Here is a 21,696-nt window from a genome sequence, read left to right on the forward strand (position 1 = left end):
ACCCTTTGGTTTTCTATCGGGTTATTGCTAGCCATGGATGCTTAAACCGACGCTAATCGTTAAATTTCAGTGTCGGGTTTTAGGCCGATGTTAAACTTCGTTAGATAGTTGTTTGGCTGAGTGCCGTCATAGGTGATGTTATCAATAAAGTGAGTTTGCGGGGCTTTGAAACCCGATTCCGTGGTGAAGTCCGGGAATTCATGGCTGACCATCTTACCTTCTTCGATCAGCGCATTGGCGGCCAGCGCATAGATATCGGGACGGTAGACTTTTTTCGCCGTTTCCATAAACCATTCATCGGATTTTGGCTCGGCAATTTGTCCCCAACGACGCATCTGTGTCAGATACCAGATAGCATCAGAATAATACGGATAGGTGGCGTTATGACGGAAGAATACATTGAAATCAGGTACGTCGCGTTTATCGCCTTTTTCGTATTCGAAGGTGCCGGTCATCGAGTTAGCAATGACTTCGTAATCCGCCCCTACATACTCTGGGCGGGAAAGAATTTCCACCGCTTCAGGCCGGTTACCATTATTATTGTCATCTAACCATTTCGCCGCTCTGATCATCGCTTTGACGACGCGGATATGGGTATTGGGATACTTATCCGCCCAGCCTTTAGAGACACCGAAGACTTTTTCGGGGTTGTCTTTCCAGATCTCATAGTCAGTAACAACGGGTACGCCGATACCTTTAAAAACAGCCTGCTGATTCCAAGGCTCACCGACGCAATAACCGTAGATGGTTCCGGCTTCCATGGTGGCGGGCATCTGCGGTGGTGGGGTGACTGACAGTAGTGCGTCGGCATCGATCTGACCAGACGAATCGCCTTTATGAGGGGCATAGTAGCCTGGGTGAATACCACCGGCGGCTAACCAATAACGTAGTTCGTAGTTATGTGTTGAAACTGGGAAGACCATACCCATATTAAACGGCTTGCCTTCCTCTTTATAAGCATCGACTACCGGTTTCAGCGCATCGGCCTTGATCGGGTGAATCGGTTTACCGTCCGCTCCCTTGTCGATATGCGGTTTCATCTGCTCCCAGATATCGTTGGAAACGGTGATCGCGTTGCCGTTTAGATCCATACTGAAGGCGGTAATAATATGCGCCTGAGTGCCAAAACCGATGGTCGCGCCTAATGGTTGTCCGGCCAACATATGGGCCCCATCGAGTTGACCGTCGATTACGCGGTCGAGTAGCACTTTCCAGTTAGCCTGAGCTTCCAACTGAACATACAGGCCTTCATCTTCGAAATAGCCTTTTTCATAGGCGACCGCCAGCGGTGCCATATCCGTTAGTTTGATAAAGCCAAACTTCAAGTCTTCTTTTTCGGGCTCGCCGACGCTGGCCTGTGCTGAACTCAGTGCCAGCAAGCTACCGACCGCGACTGCGCCGAACATTTTAATCGTGTTTTGCAGCAGTGTGCGACGTTTCATCATGTTAGAAAGCAGTGTATGAGTCATGTGTGTGGCTCCTGAAGTGACAAAAATTAATCAAAAAAAAACGCCTGCCCTGTCCTGATATCGCTATCAGTAAGAGCAGACGTCGTTGTCATGCGTGAAACCAAGTGAAGTGGTTTCAAATATTTATATTTATTACGCTGTATATAGCAGTTAGTGTGCCATTGTTTTTAAAATCATTATTAATCAGTAGGTTATGATTTTTAATCTAGTCTAGTTGTAAGCTTGTCGACCGGTTGGCTCTTCATTAACGCCCTGAAAATGCACTTTAATTGTGCTGTTGAACGCTATTGGGCACTTAAACAGCGCTTTGATAACTGAACACTCCGCTTAAACTTAATACTTGACTGACGACATCAGTCGGCGTGGCTAGCCATCGCCGCCAATGTTAGCGCTGCGAGGCAAGGCTTATCAGCATGGCTGCCGACGTGGCTCGAAGGTTCCACCGTTAAAGAACAGATCGCTACCCATGGTAACGGCGCCAGCGGCCCCTTGCAGCACCCATTCTCGGTCATGAAAACCTTCGGGTTTGAAATCGATGGTTGGGTGAGGCAGTTGCATTTTACTGGCGACCGCGCGATAGAGGTCGGGGCGATAAACCTGACAGGCAAGCTGATGTAAATCGGTATTGTCTTGCAGTTGATTGCAGTGTTGCATCTGTTCGAGAAACCACAGGGCGTGTGAGCGCCAAGGATAACTAGCGGCATAACGGAAAAATAGTCGATTGCCTTGATTGAGAACCGGTTGTGGCAGCATGGATAAGGCGGGCCCGAGGTAAGCATTCGCCAGCAAAATATCCAAGGCTTCGTCACTGTTTTGTGGCTGATCAAGCCAGTTTGACGCTTGAATTAAGGCACAGATCAGGGCTTCATGCGTCGCCGGGTGCGCGTTATGCCAGCTTTCTAAAACAGCGAACACTTTATCCGGACAGTTATTCCAAATTTGATAACCAGAAATAACCGGGCTACCGATGCCCATCTCTTGTGCAACGGAGTTCCAAGGTTCGCCCGCACAATAGCCGTCGATCAACCCTTTTTTCATGGTCACCGCCATTTGCGGGGGTGGCACCACGGTGAGATTAATATCGTTATCCGGATCGATCCCCGCCGCGCTGAGCCAATAGCGTAACAAATAACTGTGCGCCGAATAGGTATAGACCATCGCGAGAGTGATTTTGGCTCGTCCATTGGCTTTACGTAATTGAATTAACTGCTTTAAGCCGTTCGCCGAGGTGTCTTCGGGATCGTGACCTAGCTCATCAATTTCAGCCAGCAATGCGTGCGAGAGGGTAATGGCATTGCCATTTAAACCAATACTGAAGGCCGTCACCATCGGTACTTGAGGCGAGCCTAGACCTAAGGTAGACGCGAGCGGAATACCCGCCAACATCTGTGCCCCATCGAGCAATCCGAGCATGACTTTATCGCGGATGGATGCCCAAGAGCCTTCTCGACTCAGCTGAACATTGAGGCCCACGTCACTAAAAAAGCCTTTCTCTTTGGCGATCACGAGTGGGGCGCAATCCATTAAGGGTAAAAAGCCCAGGGTTAAATCGATTTTCTCCGGCGTGGCCAGTATCGGGCTGTGTAGTAGTGTCATAACGTTTGCCCTATGCTTAATTCAGCATCTCTAGTACTGATATTATATTTTTAGCTATCTGTGTCATGGTTTTACCTTGATCCATCGCCATTTTACGCATGGCGGTATAGGCCTTATCTTCAGTACAGTTCTGATGTTTCATGATGAGGCGTTTGGCTTGTTCTAGCTGTTTACGGTCTTCCAGTTCGCTGCGGACATCATTGAGTTCGTTGCGTAACGCTTGAAACTCCCTAAATCGGGCCGCGGCAACATCCATAATGGACTGAATGCGGTCGGGACTCATACCATCGACAACGTAGGCACTAACGCCGGCTTTAATCGCTTTTTGAATCGTTTGGCTGTCTCCCGATTCGGCAAACATCACCACGGGGCGAGGAATATGGCTGTTAAGGGTGGCCATATGTTCCAGTACGTCACGGTCGGGAGAGTCCAGTTCGATAATGATAATATCTGGGCGAATCTGTTCCACTTGCGCAATCAAGCCTTCGGTATCATGCAGTCGACTGACAACCGCATAGCCCTGATCAGTCAGCGCTTGTTCTAGTAGTGCGGAACGAGCGGTATCCTTATCGATCACCAATACCCGTTCTGATTGTGATTGAGTTGTCGTCATAGCGATTATTCTTATTAAAGGTATCAGCGATAGTGCACTAAGTGTGCCAGATGTTGGTGCAACGGATGAAATGGCCGCGTTAACCGAGTTGACGCCACGCTGTATAGTAGATGCCGTCAGGGACGTTCAGCAATAGTAGGGAGGTGATCGGTAAGTGATCATGGCGTATAGGGGTTAATATTTTATGCACTATTATGGTTCATTGGAAAGTGCGATGGTCTTCTGCATGATTGAGCGCAGTGATTACGGTAGGCGCGTATCGGTCTAGCAGGTATAATGCCGAGCAATTTCCTTAAAATCAGTCTGGATGCATATTTTCTGATGACCGTACGTACCCGTATCGCACCATCACCCACCGGTGATCCGCACGTAGGCACCGCCTACATCGCCCTGTTTAATATGGCTTTTGCCCGTCAGCACGGCGGCGAGTTTATTCTACGTATCGAAGATACCGATCAAACCCGCAGCACGGCAGAATCTGAACAAATGATTCTTGATTCGTTGCGCTGGTTGGGTCTTGATTGGGCTGAAGGCCCCGATAAGCCAGGCCCGTATGGCCCTTACCGTCAGAGCGAACGGAGTGACATCTATCAGACGCATACGCAGATGCTGCTCGATAATGGTCATGCGTTTAAATGTTATCGCACCGCTGCTGAATTGGATCAGCTGCGTAACGAACGTCGCGCACAGGGTTTACAAAGCGCACTGAAAGAGAGCGATCTTGCATTGCCTGCTGATGAAGTGGCCAAGCGTGAAACCGCGGGTGAGCCTTATGTTGTGCGCATGAAAGTGCCGGAAGAGGGCGTGTGTGTGTTTGACGATATGCTGCGCGGTAGCATTGAAGTGGATTGGGCGCAGGTAGACTGTCAGATTTTGATGAAATCCGATGGTATGCCGACCTATCACCTCGCCAACGTGGTGGATGATCATCTGATGCAGATCACCCATGTGTTGCGTGGCGAAGAGTGGATCAATTCCGCGCCGAAACATCAGTTGCTGTATAACTACTTCGGTTGGGATATGCCTAAGCTGTGTCATATGCCACTGCTGCGTAACCCGGATAAATCCAAGCTATCGAAGCGTAAGAATCCAACCAGTATTATCTACTATCAGCGTATGGGATACATGGCCGAAGCGGTGCTGAACTACCTCGCCCGTATGGGATGGTCGATGCCGGATGAACGCGAGAAATTCAGCCTCGATGAAATGATCGAACACTTCGATATTAACCGTGTATCACTCGGTGGTCCGATCTTCGATCAGGAAAAACTTAGCTGGTTGAATGGCCTTTGGATTCGTGAAGAGCTGAATGATGAGCAGTTTGCAGCCGCCTTCCAGCAATGGGCACTGAATCCCGAGTATCTGATGCAGATTATTCCGCTGATTAAACAGCGTATCGAAAAATTCTCCGATGTTGCGCCGGTAGCCGGCTTCCTCTTGTCCGGTATGTTGCCAATCACCGAAGAGAGCTTCACTCATAAGAGCCTGCAGAAAGATGATATTCGTCGTATTCTGCAATTCGCGTCTTGGATGCTAGATACTGAACAGAACTGGCACAAAGATCATCTATTCGCTCAGTTTAAAGCGTTGGGTGATGTGATGGGCTATAAAGTGCGAGACTTCCTGTTCCCACTGTTTGTCGCGATTGCCGGCACCAGTGCCAGTGTTTCGGTGGTGGATTCGATGCAGATCCTCGGCCCCGATATGAGTCGCGCCCGTGTACGTCATGCTCTCAATACCGTTGGCGGCCCTTCCAAGAAAGAGACCAAAAGCTGGGAAAAAGAGTATCGTGCATTAGCTGAAACGCTGGCTTAATCGTGCGATCTTGATAGTTAAAAGCCCTGCATTGCAGGGTTTTTTGCGTTTAAGGCTAAGTGATTGAAATAGCGTTAGCTTTTAGTCATAAAATTGCATGAAGTTTGCTTGACACTAGGTAGGGTCATCATTAATATAGCTGCCACTTGGTTTTGGGGCCTTAGCTCAGCTGGGAGAGCGGTTCGCTGGCAGCGAACAGGTCAGCGGTTCGATCCCGCTAGGCTCCACCAAAATCCTATTTAATCTCATGTGAGATTGTCCTGAAACCAGCGTAATTGCTGGTTTTTTTGTTTATACTGTGTCCAGCAACGTCTGAAGAGATACCCCCTCAGCCAATCAATACTGGGGGTACGTTTGGGGGTATAAACGATAATTATCTCATACCCCCAAAAAAGTACCCCCACCAAAAGGACATGGTGGATATATGGCACTGACCGATCCGAAAATCAAACAGGCCAAGCCTAAAGATAAAGACTACAAGCTTAGTGACGCTAGAGGTTTGTATCTTTTGGTTACCAAGAAGGGCGCTAAATACTGGCGTCTCAAATACCGCTTTGCTGGAAGTGAAAAATTGCTTTCATTGGGGGTGTATCCGAGCGTAACTCTCAAACAGGCCCGTAAAAAAGCTGATTTGGCAAAAGAGCAGCTAGAACAGGGTATAGACCCCTCACAAGCTAAAAAAGCTAAAAAAGTCGAGATAGCAACGGCGCAAGCCAATAACTTTGAGGCAATCGCCTTAGAGTGGCATAAGCAACAATCGGCGAAATGGTCCGAAAGTTACACGGCAAAAGTTTTACGCGCGATTGAACGTGACCTATTTCCCTATATTGGCTCTCTTCCTCTTGATCAAATATCTCCTCCTCAACTATTGGCTGTCTTTAAGCGTATCGAAAATCGTGGAGCGACAGAGACAGCTCACAGGGTTAAACAGATAGCAGGGCAAGTTTACCGCTATGCTGTCGCGACAGGGCGAGCGCAACGAGATATTACACCGGATCTGAAAGGGGCATTGGTTACCCATAAGACACAGCACTTTTCCGCAATTACTGATCCTGAAAGAGTAGGGAAATTGCTAAATATGTTGGATAGTTATGAAGGGACATCAACGGTGCGAGCGGCTCTTCAACTTGCTCCTTTAGTCTTTGTTCGCCCTAAAGAGTTACGACATGCTGAATGGCATGAAATCGATTTTGATAAGGCTGAATGGCGTATTCCAGCAGAAAAAATGAAGATGGGCGTCGATCATATTGTTCCACTTAGTCGTCAAGCAATTGATATTTTGCAAGAACAAAAGCTTTTGACTGGTCATTGGGGTGGATATGTTTTTCCTTCAGCAAGAAGTCCTCGTCGACCTATGAGTGATAATGCCATATTGTCAGCTTTTCGTAATATGGGCATTAGTAAAGATGAAATGACGGGCCATGGCTTTAGGGCAATGGCGCGCACCCTGCTCGATGAGGTCTTAGAAGAGCGAGTTGAATTAATTGAACACCAGTTAGCGCATGCGGTAAAAGATCCTTTAGGGCGTGCTTACAACCGTACAGCCCACTTGCCACAACGAACAGCGATGATGCAACGGTGGGCAGATTATCTTGATGAGCTACGGGTAAAGGCTGGGTAGCTGTTTAGTACTGATCGTTTGAGGATATAAGTTTTACTGTATTTGAAAATACGTCAGAAAATCATGTTAATGATGATCAGTGTATAAATATTACTTTTACGCTGATCAAAGTGCGCTACCACGATATGCACAAACAGAACCCAGCCGATCCCAGATATTGTTCATTAAATAGCTGTCAGAGCACGATTAAATGCAGCATTTACTGATGTGTGAGAACCGTCAGAATACATTTGCATATAACCTTGTTCATCTAACATAAGCCAAAGTTGCAAAGCAGCTTTTAAACCAAATTGGCTTGACTCAGGATCAATCCATTTTAGATATTTCTCTGGTCGCTCAACAAGTTCGTCTGCGTACCAGGTCGCTTGTACTGGAAACTGAAGATGGCCATTGTCATAGTCATAACCTATAAGTTTATCACCACATTCGAATTTTATTAGCCAGTCAGAATCAACTTGCTTACCTATTAGGTGAACTCCATTACGCCAAGCGATAGCAATACACGCGGCTAAATACCCTCGGCATTTCCAATAATTGAATACCCACCCATTGCAAATGTGAATTCTAAAAACAGGTCTGTCATTAACTTGGCCTATTTCCTCAGTAATTACTATGGCTGCGTCATAATCATTTAACGAGTTCTGGAGAGGTTTTGTATTAAAAACATAACCGCATAGCGGATTACCACCATTTGCTAATTCATCAATGAAGTTTATAAAGTCATCTGGCTGTTTATAAAAGTGGTGAGTTGGATAAGGTGTCTTAATCGCCCCCTGAAGCCATTCAAGATTAATTGCGAATAACTCTGCCGCCTCAACTAGCAGTTCGGGAGAAAGCTTGCTCAATAGTGTTTCAGGGCTACTAACATCGGTTAGTGTTAACCCTTTACCAAAGAAGCTGGGAATCTGATTTCTATGAACTCCGTGGGCTTCAAACAAGGCAAAGAAGCGCTCAGGAATACTTTCGACTTCCGAGTCACCAAAGCGGGGCTGTGATTGGGGCTTCCTCCATGCGTTCCAAGCACAAATACACGCGACAATCCCGCTGATGATTGCCACAACCGCATCAGTGGTTTCTAACCACTCCATACCTAGCTCTCCATCCTCTCAGCAATACCTGATAGCTCATCATCGGATAAACCTGAGCCATCCCAGTATGCATAACGCTCTAATGACAATGCATCGAGTTGTTCTAAATAGGCGTCTTCTTCCGAGTATTCCATTATGATTCCTAGTCCCTTTATGTCTGATTGTCAGGCGCTTATCTGCTCAATTTTGTTTACCAACTTGCCAACATAATGGTCCTTATCTTCATCTTTGAATAGGATGTTCCAGCTTTCGAGTAGATCACGCGTAACCGGTGCGCCTTTGTCATCACGCCATTGGCTGATCAGTTCTGACGAATGAGTTTCTGATACTAGGAATGCATGCAGCTCTATACTGTTGTTGGCTGGGTTCTGTTTTCGAAGGTCCGCTTCGATACCCTTGATCGTTTCGTAGAAGCGTACCTTGGGGTCTTCTGGTTTGTGATTGCGTAAGCCTTTGGGGTCGATAAAGATAACCTTCTGCTGCTCTCCTTTAACTAACCAGAGAATGAAATCTGGATAAAAGCCACCATCGATAAAGACTCCCACAGAGCCTTGACCTGTCTGATTGCGCAGTAAATAGACATCGTATTCAGTAAAAACGCCTGATTCTGTCGCCTTCTGAATATCCTTAACAAAATCGCGTTCACCCTTATTCAGAGAGACTGGGCTGACCTGGAAATCCAGCCCTTGTGTCGCTGCAAGTAGTGGCTGATAGAAGTGCCGTTCGCACCAGAGGAATTCCAGTCCGTCTTCGATCTTGCCGTTCCATTCAGAAATAGCACCTTGAGTTATTTTGTCACGGAGGTTTTCCAACCTTTTTATTAACGATTCGTGGCGCACACGATCTAAGGTGACCAGATAGCCTCCTTCAGGTGTTTCTTCATTGACGTTCGGAAGGTACTTGTTATTCTCGGTGATGGGGCGGTATTCCAGCTTGTCCGCTTCCCACTGTTTACGACGTAATCCGTAGAACATCTCGCAGTACTTGCGTAATAGTGAAATGGCCATGTCGTGCCATAGGGTCATGCGTTCTAAGCGACCAAGTGTCATCACTTCATCCGGAGCATAGAGGGTATACCAGGCACTGTCTTCTAACAGCTCTTCAACTACGTTTTGCGTGATGGTTAGGTTAGACCAGCGTTTATTTCGTTTGTATTGCAGTAGTTCAAAATAGAGCTGACGGTGATCTAGCAGAGAAGCATGAAGAGGTGATAGTTTTTGATCATCTCTACCTGAGTTTCGTGTCCCAATGTTATCTGTTGCGAACAGACCAACTTGAGGATAGAAATCCAGGCTGACTCGCGGCGGGCTGCAGAAATAATCGCGCTCTGTTTGAGTGAGCAGGCTAGGGGCTTTTAGTACCACTTGCTCAGCTAGCTCTAAGAACGCGGTGCCTGAACCACCAATGGCTTTGTTAGCAACGCTGTCTTTAACACGAATGACATTGAGGTTTTTAGGCAGTCCCGGCATATGTTTCAGAGGCAGAATAAATTCCTCAAGGCCTTCATTGACCGGAATTTCTTCGTCTTCGAGTTCCTTACGGAATTGAGCGATATAATCAGCCTTAACACCAAAAATATTCAGTGTTTCCAGAATAGCAATATTTTGAGGTCGTTCTATTCCGGCAGCTTTGAGTCCATTGGTTAGTTCGGCCGAGCGTTTCAGGGTGGTTTGCCAACCCTTAAGGCGAACCCCACGACCGAAAAGCTGAATGATTTGCGCGCCTTCATTCTTACCGACATTCATTAGGGTCATGTTAGAAACGCGCCAGCTACTCCAACCTTCCGTAAATTTTTTGGAACCTAACAGTAGATTGACCGTCGATTTATCATTATTGATGTTACGGAATAGGGAGTCACTAAAGCGAGCATCCTGAACATAGAGGTCATGCTTATCACAGAGTTTAATTAGTTTTGCATCATCTCCGACATTAATAACCCCAAATGGAGTGTCTGAGGTTCCTGCTCTTAAAGCAATTTCGCCAGCGACGCCGGTAATGTTTTCAATATGTAAACGTCCACCAGTAGAGTGGAAAACCCGATTTAAAATATCCTGATACAGTTGTTCACTGGTTGCTCCCAGTTCTTTTAGATAGTTAAATCGGTTATGCAGAAGGTCTGTGCCGCCCTGACTAATCATACCTTTGTTAAGCAGGTAGTCGATGGCCGCGATCGTTTCGTTATGTTTATGGAGCACTGTATCAACAAACGATAGTACTTGAATCGTGTCGGAAGCTTCTCCGGTTGAAAGGTTTGCGGTTACCTTTGAACTGACAAACACCCATAAGGGCTTGTGCAGATTAAAATGCTTGAGTTGCGCTTTCTGATCGTCATACAAACGTAACTGCTGGTAATAGCTCAGCAGAGAGGCAACCAGATAACGGTATTCATCTTCATCATTTGGATTTTTCTGTAGATTCAGAATCTGAGATTGTTTGCCGTAACCATCGCTGTAGAAGTGACGATAGGAATAGTCGAACAGAATCGCTTTGGTATAGGTCTGGCGCAGGTTCTCATGCTTGGAACCGGATTGGGCAAAGGTTGCGGAATACTCAAACGAGAAGCCCAAAGCACAGAGCTTTTGCCGGTAGTCGTACCAGCTACCACCACCGGATGCGGTGCCTCGGTGGCCTTCATCAACCAACAGCAGGTTCCTGGAACCAAAGGAGTCGACGGCAACCGTTTTATTCTTTTCGCTGTCACGCAGCTTGTTGATATCAATAACGATCACATCCTGAGCAAACAAATCGCCACCGCGTGCAGAAAACTCATTGGCTCGAATGCCGGATTTTTCCAGGTCTTTCAGATGCTGATGCGTTAAACCTTCATTCGGCGTCAACAGGATGATCTTGTTAATATCGCCCGCCTTGCCATAACGCTGCAGATAAAAACGGTACTGCAGAATATTGGCATGCATAATCAGCGTCTTACCAGAGCCGGTAGCACTCCAGTAAGCCACCATATTCAGCTGAGGCCACAGATCGTCGTCAGGGTTAAGTAACTCCAACGCCTTATGATTAAAGTCTTCCTCATTAATCCATTTAGCATTCCAGCGCTCAATTTGCTGATTCAGGCCTGCCAGCAATTCTTCCGGTTTGGTGAACAGGTAATCCAGATAAACTTCGGTAAACAGTAAAGTCAGGTACTGAAAGTACTTCCACTCAATGGGCTCTTCCGCTGTTGCCAAACGAGCACTATTAATCGTCTCAGTAACCGCCTTTATACGGCGATCATATTCCAGCAATTGCTCATCACTTAAACACGCATTAGACGTTAGATTCTCACGCATACGGTGCAATAACAGGTGCTCACCCTCGGCATTGCGCCCAGTCGTTTCCCCCATTAGCTGAAATCGATCACGAAAGGCTTCCAGTGTTGGCGCGTCCTTTTTGCCGACAGGATACTGACCACTGAGAGAATCAAAACCAAACAGCCCGAATAGCCATTGGTTCAACACAAGATGATGCCGAAACTGCAGCGTTTTTTTGATGCTTTTCTTTTTAGCTTTTGCCATGCTGAGTCTCCTTATTGCACTGACTCAGTATCAGCAAACATTAAGCGGTGGAAGGCCTCTTCAATCAGCTGCAAACGCGCTTGTTCCATCGGTTGCCCTTTGCGGTCACGGGGTATAGCGATATTGTGATCACCATTCACATAGAGAATATCAATCTCATCGTCCGGGCTTTCTGTCAGGCGAATCGCCAGTTTCTCAATGAGTACCGCATCAAGCACCGCATTATCGTATTGCACGCCATACTCCTCTCCAGCAATCACGCTCGGCAAGTTACGCCATACCACCAGCACTTTCTGGCCATTGCGATTCGTGCCAAATACGGTACGGAACCACCATTTGCCCTCGGCATTGCGTTTCACCTTAGCTTGCCAGCGGCCAAACTCACCTTGGCTGAGTTCAGCATCAAAATAGATAGGCGCGGCGATATGCTCGACAGTGAGACCTAACAGGTAGTTAAACGTTTCCAGCAGATCTACGTTGACGGATTTGGTTTCATCGCCACCAGCTGATCGAACTTTAAGTTCATACTTACTTGGTTCCAGGAACTGCTGAGTATTCAGAAGAGATTGAGAATCGCGAGTTTCCACATACAGCATATAGTTCAGCAGATAAGCTTCGCGCGCTTTGTCATTTTTATTTGAATCGGCAAACAAGTCTGACTTCTGAGTAAGAGCCAGATTGCCCAGAGCATCCTCATAGCTTTCCAGTCTTAGATACTTCATCAATACACTTTGATGCCCTTGAGATTCAGGCTTTCCATCTTTCCAGTGCGTAGAAAAAGAACATTTTTTCATACGCGGCAATAGGGTTCTATCAAAATGATCTCCCATTTCAATAAGAATCATGTTTCGTGATTTTTCATCAATAAAGTTCTGCTGGAGCACTGCATGGCCCGTAGTACCAGAGCCTGCAAAAATATCAACAATATTAGCTCCTTCATTTGTAGATATCTCAATCAACTTTCTAGCAACTGTTGTGGGCTTAGGGTTTGGAAACGTACCTCTCTCTCCAACAATATGGGACAATTCTTTCTCACCATCCGTGAAGTCATTAATCAATGATTTAACTATATTGGTACCAACATTTCGTAAGAACCTTTTAATCTGGGGCTTCTTCTTCTCATCAACACCAAAAGCGATCAAATGTTGCTCAGCTAAAGTATCGAAGTTAAGTACGTCGGGCTTTTCTGGATTAGGGCTTTGCCTCCATAACCATCCTCGCTCAGGATGACCGCAAGGCTTTCCAGTAACAGGGTGAAGAGGTTTGTAAAACCGATACTCATCATTCCCTTCGGTTTTATGCTGAGATTTCAGGCTACTTGCATTGGGCCATGAGGGGTTATCTTCACGCCAAAGCCAAATTTCAGCATTACAACCTTTAGCGTTATCTTCAGAAACCCAATTCCCATCTGAATCCCGATAATCAGCATGCTTGTATTGAGTAATACCTTTCCAGGGATTATTCCTTTTAATATCATCATTCCACTCTAACCCTTGGGCTAAGCACTCATCTTTATAAGACGCTGCCTGTTCTTTATATAGTGCTCTTACTTTTTCTTGAACTATTTCAATTTTAGGGTATTCAATATTTAGCTCTTTCACTAGCTCGGTAATTTTAACAAAACCTGGCTTGCTTTCCCTATAAATATCTTCATTGATGGCTGATTCTTTATCTCTAGCAAAAGCCAGAACATATTCATGATTATGTGAAAAAGTTTTTGCATCATTATGTGTTGTGTTCTTTCCCCATATCAGATTATCCAGATAGTTTTTAGAACCAAAAATCCCTTCCAATAAAGTCATAAGCTTATGTGACACACGATTATCTTCATCCTTGTCATCTATATGACAAAAGAGACTTCCACCTTTAGTCATTAAGCCTTTACTCTTTTGAAAACGGTCTTCTAGCATCGTAATCCAAGAAGAGTTCCTAAAAGAATCTTTATATATAAAGTCGTCTCCCCCTGAGTTATATGGAGGATCTGTCAATACAAGCTCAACGTCTTCTTTGTATTTTCCTTCTAGCAAGGATAATGCTTGAAAATTTTCAGAATGGATAATCAAGCCGGAACATTCATCATCAAGCATTTCTAAAGATGCTAATATTCTTTCTTTAAAAGATTGATCAAAATATTTAGTATCTACAACAAGTGTGGGCTTGTCCTGTAATGTTGTTTCTCTCAGGCCTATTTGGGAATTATCACTCGATATAAAGTTAAACCTTACCCATTCATCCCACTGTTCGTTATTATCAATAACTATTGAAACGAGGTCCCGTTCTCCAATTATCTTATCCATTGATATTAAGAAATTCGTCTCAGTTACAAACTTCTTTTTCAGCCACAGTTTCTTCTGGAAATTTTCCAGTTGAGCCAAAAAAGCGATGATTTTTTCACCCAGGGTACGTATCACTTCAATTTTGCTTAACAAGGGAGCTAAGCGGGCAGTATCATTTTTCAGTGAGGCAATATCTGCCCAATCGAGCAGCTCGTTTTTGATATAAAAATCCAGCTCGCGGGTCAAAAAGCCATCTAGGTCTTTATGGATAAAGTAATCAAAGCTGTTTTTCTTGGTGTAATTGTTCAGCTGACCTTGCAGGATAGGGTAGTCGGCCAGTTCACCGTCCGCTTTGCGATAGGGCTGCTTAAGGGCTTGTTGCCAAATATCCGGCAGTTCAGTATCAGCTGAAAGCAGGCGATTGACTGTAATCGTTCTTAGGTGATCTTGGGTCGGTGCTTTTTTCTGTGCCGCCGCAGTAGCCTTGTCTTTTACCTCCGGCGTCCAGTCATTCTCTGTTGCAGCCCGGAAATGGAAGCGCAGCTGTAGCTCCTGAAAAACACTGCCGTCTTCACCCGGTTCGCCATCAATCAGTTCAAAGGATTGTCCTCGATCCAGTACAAAAACACGTTTATTGTCATCGCCTTCCTTGTTATTGTCTTTTGCACCTGCCTCGGCATCTACCAATTTAAAATGCACACGAAGCGGATCTTCACCAATGCCAGCTTCAGGATTTAGCCGGAAGGTATAGTCACGCAGGGTTTCACTGCTTTTAATGTAATACTGGTCTTTATTGGCCCAGTGCAATACCACTTCTTCCCCTTGGTAGGGAATCGCGTAGGTGCCGTCTTTGTAGACACGACGAGAGAGGAAGTCCCCTTCATCGTAGTAGCGGTTAAAGAAGGTCACCAGGGCGTCGTAGACCTCGCCTTCTTCACGGGCCAGATCAAAGTTATCCGAGAGCTTAGCTTTTAGTTCCTGCACTTTGGGCAGAGAGTCTGGATCTATATCTCGTGCTTTTGCACCCTGTACGGCTTTTTCAAGTTCCTGCTCAATCTGGGTCTTATCCTGAGTGGCGAACCCTTTAAACGCCTCTTTGGTGATATTCGGCAGATCTCGCTCAATAAAGCGGTTAATGTCATCTTTGCGGGCGTGCATGATGCGATACAATCCGAAGTCCAACTCAGGTTGATTCAGTTGGAACATTTCGCGTAGCAGGCTGGCAAATTGCTTTCTACGCTGCTCTGCTTTTAGCTGTTGGGTACTGTTACTCATGCAAAATCCTGTTCTGTGTTCGTATCGCAAAATAAATAGGGCAGCCAAGATATATAAGGCTGCCCAAAGAGTGCATTCTTTTTGCTGGGTCAAATAAGACGCCAACGAATCCTAAATAGCTGGTGGCTACTACTTCGTTGATGCATTTGCTGCTCCAGCGCTTCGATTAACTGGTCCCGTCGAGCCTCTATTTGGTCTTCAACATCGAATATGTCTTGCCGCTGGTGTCGCTGCTTACGCTCTAGCTGCTTCAATTCTTCTTGTGCTTGTTTTTGCTCTTCAACAGATTCTGCAACTCTTGTACGTCGTTTCGCATCCTTTATGCGGGCACGTGTCTCTTCGAGTTGCTGTTCTGCACTTAAAAGCTGGTCATCTGCCCAAGCATCGAGTTTGTCACGTTCGCGCTGAAAATACTGGTTGTTTTCGTCTAGCACCCGGCTCAATGTGGCGTCTAGCTGTCTCTTAACGGTGTTGGCGAAGTATTCCGATAGTTCATTATCCTGCTTTATTGAACTTAAATTGTCGACATTGCCACTTAGTTGAAATAACAGCTCGCATTGCTCCTGGTCCAGTTGCTGTCGATCATCCGTTATCGCCGTAAACACAAGGTGTTCTTCTCGTTGAAAACTATCTAACTCCAACTGGTTAAGTTCTAACCAGCCCGACTTTCCACGCACTTTTTTAAGGCCCGCAAGTTTTACATGATGACCCGTTAAATTAAAGTCTATTTCAACAGTTGGGGTATCGATTCGTCGACCCGTATCGAGGACGTACTCACCTAATGGGTGGCTTAAGCGATAGAGATAGGTGTGCTCTGGGGGCTGCTGGCCTTTTCTAATCAACGCATAGGGCCCTTTTTTGAACTTATCGAGTGGCGATTCAATGAGTTCAAAAGTCAGCTGATCATCGTTAAATTCGGCATTGGCGCGCAGTTGATGTCGAGTAAGTTGCCAGAATAACCGGCTTATACGATCAAGCTGCTGCTCTGCCCGTTCACGTTGGATCTTAAGTAGGTCATGAATACGAGCATCAAAGTGCTCTAGTAACTTTTCTTGTGTTTCTTGCATCTTTTTATTAATGCTGTCTTCGAGTTCTTTTTGCAGGGTGTTGAAGGCTGTCTCGATCTCCATTTCGCTACGACAGGTGTTATAAATTTCAGCAATGCGTTTTTCGAAGTCCACCCCAGATTCTATCTGGCCGATCACCTCGTCTGACGCGCCAAATAGGCCATCAAAGAGATGAAATTTTTCACTTAATAATTCTAGTACCCGCCGATCAGCATCATTTTTCTGGTTAAGGAAATTGATTACGACGACGTCAAACTTCTGCCCATAACGGTGGCAGCGGCCAATCCGTTGTTCGACTCGCTGGGGGTTCCAAGGGAGGTCGTAGTTGATGACTAGACTGCAAAACTGGAGGTTAACACCCTCGGCGGCAGCTTCAGTGGCGATCAATACTTCTGCATCTTCTCGAAAGTGTTCAATTAAAGCCGTACGTCGGTCTACGGCGGGGCTTCCTGTAACTTGGTCCGACCCAGTATTTTGTTTTAGCCAGCGTTTATAGATAGCACTGTCGGCAGCAGAGTTGTTGCTGCCAGAAAAAGTGACTACCTTATCTTGGAAACCATGTCTTTCAAGATATTGCAGCAGATAGTCTTGGGTGCGGCGGCTTTCTGTAAAAACAACGGCTTTACGTTGAGCGCCTTCGGCCATGTGCTGAAAACCTTGTTCCAATGCGATAAGTAGAGCTTCAGACTTGGCGTCTTCTTTAATGCGTTGAGCAAGTTCAAGGTATTGCTCTAGCTCGGCTATTTCAGCCTTGAGTTGTTCGAGCACAACGGGTGTTTCATTGTTCACGCCAGGCTCTACAGAATTGGCTGTGTACTGGGCTTCCTCTTCAGCGGCTTCATCTAATAGCTCGCCCTCAAACTCTTCAGAGCCTATTAGTTGCTCAAGCCAGTTATCATCTGTTACTTGCTGTTCTTCCAACTGTTTAAGGCGAACAATCATTGTTTTTAGGGTGTTGATAATGGCATGTGTTGAAGAAGCTAAGAGTTTGCGCACAACCAGCGTGACAAGGTGACGTTGCTGCTTAGGCACTCCGTAGCTAAATTCCCGTTGTAAATATGCTGATACTAGGTAGTAAAGGCGTTGCTCATCGTCGGAAGGGGTAAAGGGAACGGTGAGAGCTTTGCGCTCGGTATAGCGAATGTATTCCAAAACTTGTTTTCGTAGTGTCCGCTTTACAAAATCTTTTAAACGCTCACGCAGCCCTTCAAGGTCTTCTCCTCCTCGTAGGTACTGACGACGGAAACTAGTGACATCGCCGAAAAGCTGTTTATCGATGACGGTTGATAACCCGTATAGCTCCATCAGCGAGTTTTGTAGAGGTGTGGCGGTCAGTAGGAGCTTATGACAAGCGCCGAAGGCTTTTTTAATAGCTTGCCCTGTTTGGTGGCTATCACGGTGAGCGTTGCGTAGCTTGTGAGCTTCATCGAATACAACTAGATCCCAAGGGATTAGTTTTAATTTATCGGATGCCCTTGCCGCAAAATTGTATGAAACGACAGTTATCGTTGCTTGATTGAATGGATCTGAAATGCCTTGTTTACGGAGCTCTTTGTATGTTTTGGCATCGAGTACTTGAGATGGAAGATGAAACTTATCTTTAAGCTCGTTAGCCCATTGTTTTCTGAGTGCTGCAGGGCAAACCACGATAAGTCTACGCCGGCGTTCAGCCCAATACTGTGAAAGCACTAATGCGGCTTCTATAGTTTTACCAAGGCCAACTTCATCGGCCAGTATAACCCCTTTAACTAATGGATTCTGAAGGGCAAAAAGCGCTGCATCGATCTGGTGAGGGTTTAGGTCTACTGAAGCATCGAAGAGTGATTGACTGATACGATCGACATCTCCACCACGGCGTTGGCGGGTCAGTTCGTAGGCGAAGTACTTTGCATGGTAGTCGGTAATCTGCATAAATCATCCCTAGTCCTTGGGGTATCGAGAAGCCCATTCTGCTTTAATACCGCTCTTAGATCAAAAGATTACCCGCCAAGACTGGGATAAGCCGCTCTGTGTTGCCTTAAGTACAGTCCAGAGCGGTTGTCATCAGTATCTTTCTGAGGTCATTTTTAAGCTTGAAATTTCCTCAGTCAGTCGCGTGAGTTTATCCTCAATGGCACTTAGTCGGTCGATTAGCTGATTAGTTGGCACGTCTTCCGCTTGGATATACGTGGCTCGGTCTAAATCAAACCAGTCATTTTTTGCTATCTCGACAGAGGCAATGGCTCTGTCACCGTCATAACGGCGTCCTGCTCGTTGTAAAATAGCGTCTTTTAGTGCGTTTTTACTATCTTTTTCACCGTGATTGATGAAGATGCTGGCGGGTTTCGAGTCTTTAGCAAACGCCCCTAAAGTAAAGATATAGTCTAGTAGTTTATGTTGGTCGGCATGACCGGAATAATACCCAGACATATTGATGACTTGAGCCAGGTTGCTTTTATTTCCTGTGCGTTCAGCCTGTTCTAAAAGCTGACGCCCTTGTGAATTAGATGACTGATAGCCAGTCAGAATAATCGTATTTTTAGGATCTCGTTTCATCCTATTGATATAGGCAACAACGGGCCCATTGTCGCACATGCCCGAGCTAGCAATAATTGCGGCATACCGATTAATCGCATATTGATAGCGGTCTTCTGATTTTTTTTTCTTGATGTCATCTGGGCGAAGATGCCTAAGTATATGTCCATGTCTGTAGATGCAGCCGTTATCCGTCAGGTCTCTGAAAATTTGGCTGCACTCTCGATCAGAGCAGCCCAACCTGTCAGCGAGATTGGAATTAAGGTATTGGTATTTACCATTTGATAACCTTTTCGATAGTTGTGATGCATAGACTTTATTTATACGGCTCGCTAGTGGGCTATCACATAAAACCTTCAATGGGTTTTCGTAACGGTCGGTATCGTCTTTTTTGGGGATAAGGTTTCCCATCAAATTTGCATATTCACTTTCGCCCCAGTTCTTCCATTGCCAGGTTAATAAATCCATTATGATTTCTTGTGTGCGATGGAACGAGAACGCAGGTATTAATACCGTACCGCCCTTACGGTATGCAGTATCACTGATGATCGCACCAAGGGTATTAACGCGCTTGTCCGAGCTTTTAAAAGAAGAGTCTCTTTCGGCTGCGCCATATGTCGACTCCATGACAATATAATCGGCTTTAGGGTATGGGCAGTGATCATCTTTAAGTAACGGAAGGTAGGCGTTATCTTCCATTTGGCAGCCAATGTCTCCACTGAAATAGATGCTTTTTAGATCGTTGGGGGCTTCTGCTTTCGACCATGTTAAAGAGATTCCACAGGCTCCGAGGACATGACTGCTTCGCTTAAAGGTTGCTGATAGGCCGTTGGCTAAGCGGAGCGTTTTGTTCCAATGAAATTCTCCGGCATCAATGACATGCCATTTGATTAGATTAACGTCAGCTTCATAAAATAGATCGTTTATTTTGGCCGCATCCCTGAGCATAAGCTCTGCAACTTCTTTGGTGGCTTGTGTGCAATAAACCCAGCCTTTAAAACCGCTTTTAATTAGCTTTGGTAGCAATCCACAATGGTCGATGTGGGCGTGTGTAAGCAATACGTACTGGATATGCTTGGCATTGAACTCGAATGGTTGGTAGTTTTTCCATTCTTCTTCGTGGGTGCCTTGGTTCATACCACAGTCTACTAAGAGCTGTGTATTGGAATCTGTATGCCATAACCATGAACAAGATCCAGTTACACCTTCAGACGCACCGATAAATTTTACTTTCAACATGACTCTTCCTTGTATTCGTTTTGGTTAAATAATAATGGCACCAGGGACATAGCCACCATGCTTGGCTATGTCTTTTTTTATGTCGTTTAGCGGAAGCTCGGGTAATGTTAGCCACTTCCTCATTTCATCGAGCTCTTTGAATAGCTGCAGGCCTGCTATGTTAGGGATAACAATAAACCGTTCAGGGGCATGTATCACCTCGCTATACCTATTTTCATAGCTACCTAATGAAAGCAGCAGCGCATAGTCGCAGTTATCTTTGAGGAATAATGAAATCTCATAAGTTGTCCAACGATCAACCGACAGTGAGTTTTCATCCTTTTCATCCGGTGACTTTAATCTGTTATCGCTTAAAAGCAGTGGGTAGGTCCAATCAGGTCTGTTCTCAATGTCGGGGAAGAATATTTCTTCGATGCCGGATAGCCCGAGCTTAGGTTCAGTGAATCGACCTTCATGAGACCAGATTTTTTCGCCGGTGATCACATAATCTTTCATTTCTTCGGTCGATTCTTGAATCTTTGTTGCGCTGCCAAGAGTTGGTAAGTCGGACTCGCGGAAATGCTTTTCTAACACACCAATCAAAAACAAACTCATCGCCAGCAGTGAAGAAAGCTTAAGCCCATGTTCCTCCAGCAACTTGTCCAGACTTCCATCTGAGGAGAGGTGGTTGTTTTTTCCATCCGGGGTGATTTTATTTATGTCACTAATACAGTAATAGCTTGTACTGCCCATCATCCGATAGATAGTATCTGGATCATTATATGTATTTCTAAGCTTGTCCAAATACAATCTGGCCTGTATGAGCCATTTAGAGAATTTTGGCGTTTTTATTACAGCTAGTAGTTTGTCTAGTTTTTCCTTTCTGAACTCAGCTGAAAAGTACTTTTTCCGTGCCCTAGCTTTTTGAACAGTGTCTCTTTCATTCATGCTTAGATGTTCATCACCACTCTCTGTAAATGCTTCATGAGCGAAGAGGGCATCATCGTCTTCACCAATGATTGCGATCTGGTCTGCGACTGAGTTACGAAATTGGCTAGAATGATACAGACTAGAGACTTTTCTGAAATGCCGCGTTTTTGAGGTCGAAGGTTCTAATTCAATAAAAGATTTAATGCTATCCCTTTCTTCGGCACATACAAACAGTCCTGGCTTAGCTCTCGGTTGTCCATATTCCGCAATTAAAGTATCTGCTTCATGTTGACTTAAGCGCCACTCCTTTCTTCTTCCCTCTGATATCCTGGGAGGAGGTACGTCTATAAATTTGGCAACTTTCGTTGCCGTCATATTTGAGCTTGCGCTGACGGCATGGTCCAAAAGTCTCTTAGTATCTTCTAAAGAGAGTTTGTCTGATCTAGGCATAGTTGATTCTCGTCGTTGATTGGTAAGACGAATCATACAGAAAAATAAATTTAAATTAATTACGTTATTAACGTTATTAACGTAATTATATTGTAATTAATTACGATTTTTTATTAATATTGACTGTTTGGCAGAGTTGATTGTTTTGAATTGAGGTTGCTTATTCTTTAGGGAAGATGCGAATAAGTCCTTCCCATGAGACAATTTATTTTTAATTTTCGAGCCTGACCATGTCACATCAATTTACCTTTG

The 21,696-nt window shown here is 45.3% G+C and carries 12 protein-coding genes and 1 tRNA gene; 3 read left to right on the top strand and 10 right to left on the bottom strand.

Annotated elements, in window-relative coordinates; all coding sequences use genetic code 11:
* Positions 1-59 precede the first annotated feature (59 nt).
* From Q4488_RS10695 to Q4488_RS10705, 3 genes are all read right to left on the bottom strand, one after another.
* On the bottom strand, positions 60-1,406 hold the full coding sequence (locus Q4488_RS10695; RefSeq protein ID WP_303580471.1) for a CmpA/NrtA family ABC transporter substrate-binding protein: 1,347 nt from the start codon (positions 1,404-1,406) through the stop codon (positions 60-62).
* A gap of 471 nt (positions 1,407-1,877) precedes the next feature.
* A complete protein-coding gene (locus Q4488_RS10700) occupies positions 1,878-3,065 on the bottom strand; it encodes a CmpA/NrtA family ABC transporter substrate-binding protein (protein WP_303580456.1) in 1,188 nt (395 codons plus the stop codon).
* Between the two features lie 16 nt (positions 3,066-3,081).
* A complete protein-coding gene (locus Q4488_RS10705; protein WP_303580457.1) occupies positions 3,082-3,678 on the bottom strand; it encodes an ANTAR domain-containing response regulator in 597 nt (198 codons plus the stop codon).
* A 321-nt stretch (positions 3,679-3,999) separates the two neighbouring features.
* Between Q4488_RS10705 and gltX the strand changes: the two genes are divergently transcribed.
* From gltX to Q4488_RS10720, 3 genes are all read left to right on the top strand, one after another.
* Positions 4,000-5,493, top strand: a complete 1,494-nt coding sequence (gene gltX / locus Q4488_RS10710; protein ID WP_303580472.1) for a glutamate--tRNA ligase — start codon at positions 4,000-4,002, stop codon at positions 5,491-5,493.
* Between the two features lie 154 nt (positions 5,494-5,647).
* A tRNA-Ala gene (locus tag Q4488_RS10715) sits at positions 5,648-5,723 on the top strand.
* 194 nt (positions 5,724-5,917) lie between these two features.
* A complete protein-coding gene (locus Q4488_RS10720) occupies positions 5,918-7,114 on the top strand; it encodes an integrase arm-type DNA-binding domain-containing protein (RefSeq protein WP_303580458.1) in 1,197 nt (398 codons plus the stop codon).
* 164 nt (positions 7,115-7,278) lie between these two features.
* Here Q4488_RS10720 and Q4488_RS10725 read toward each other — a convergent pair whose 3' ends face one another.
* From Q4488_RS10725 to Q4488_RS10755, 7 genes are all read right to left on the bottom strand, one after another.
* Positions 7,279-8,202: a hypothetical protein gene (locus Q4488_RS10725; RefSeq protein ID WP_303580459.1), complete on the bottom strand. Its 924-nt coding sequence runs from the start codon at positions 8,200-8,202 to the stop codon at positions 7,279-7,281.
* Between the two features lie 2 nt (positions 8,203-8,204).
* Positions 8,205-8,336, bottom strand: coding sequence for a hypothetical protein (locus tag Q4488_RS10730; RefSeq protein WP_303580460.1), 132 nt, complete (start codon positions 8,334-8,336; stop codon positions 8,205-8,207).
* Between the two features lie 30 nt (positions 8,337-8,366).
* Complete coding sequence (locus Q4488_RS10735) at positions 8,367-11,714, bottom strand: DEAD/DEAH box helicase family protein (protein ID WP_303580461.1); 3,348 nt, start codon at positions 11,712-11,714, stop codon at positions 8,367-8,369.
* Positions 11,715-11,725: 11 nt separating this feature from the next.
* Entirely contained in the window at positions 11,726-15,265 is a 3,540-nt protein-coding gene (locus Q4488_RS10740; RefSeq protein ID WP_303580462.1) for a site-specific DNA-methyltransferase, read from the bottom strand.
* An 89-nt stretch (positions 15,266-15,354) separates the two neighbouring features.
* A complete protein-coding gene (locus Q4488_RS10745) occupies positions 15,355-18,243 on the bottom strand; it encodes an SNF2-related protein (RefSeq protein ID WP_303580463.1) in 2,889 nt (962 codons plus the stop codon).
* 132 nt (positions 18,244-18,375) lie between these two features.
* Positions 18,376-20,085, bottom strand: coding sequence for an MBL fold metallo-hydrolase (locus tag Q4488_RS10750; protein ID WP_303580464.1), 1,710 nt, complete (start codon positions 20,083-20,085; stop codon positions 18,376-18,378).
* 24 nt (positions 20,086-20,109) lie between these two features.
* Positions 20,110-21,444: a hypothetical protein gene (locus tag Q4488_RS10755; RefSeq protein ID WP_303580465.1), complete on the bottom strand. Its 1,335-nt coding sequence runs from the start codon at positions 21,442-21,444 to the stop codon at positions 20,110-20,112.
* Between the last annotated feature and the right edge of the window lie 252 nt (positions 21,445-21,696).

The organism is Amphritea sp. 1_MG-2023 (genome assembly GCF_030547545.1).
In the GTDB taxonomy this organism is placed as follows: Bacteria; Pseudomonadota; Gammaproteobacteria; order Pseudomonadales; family Balneatricaceae; genus Amphritea.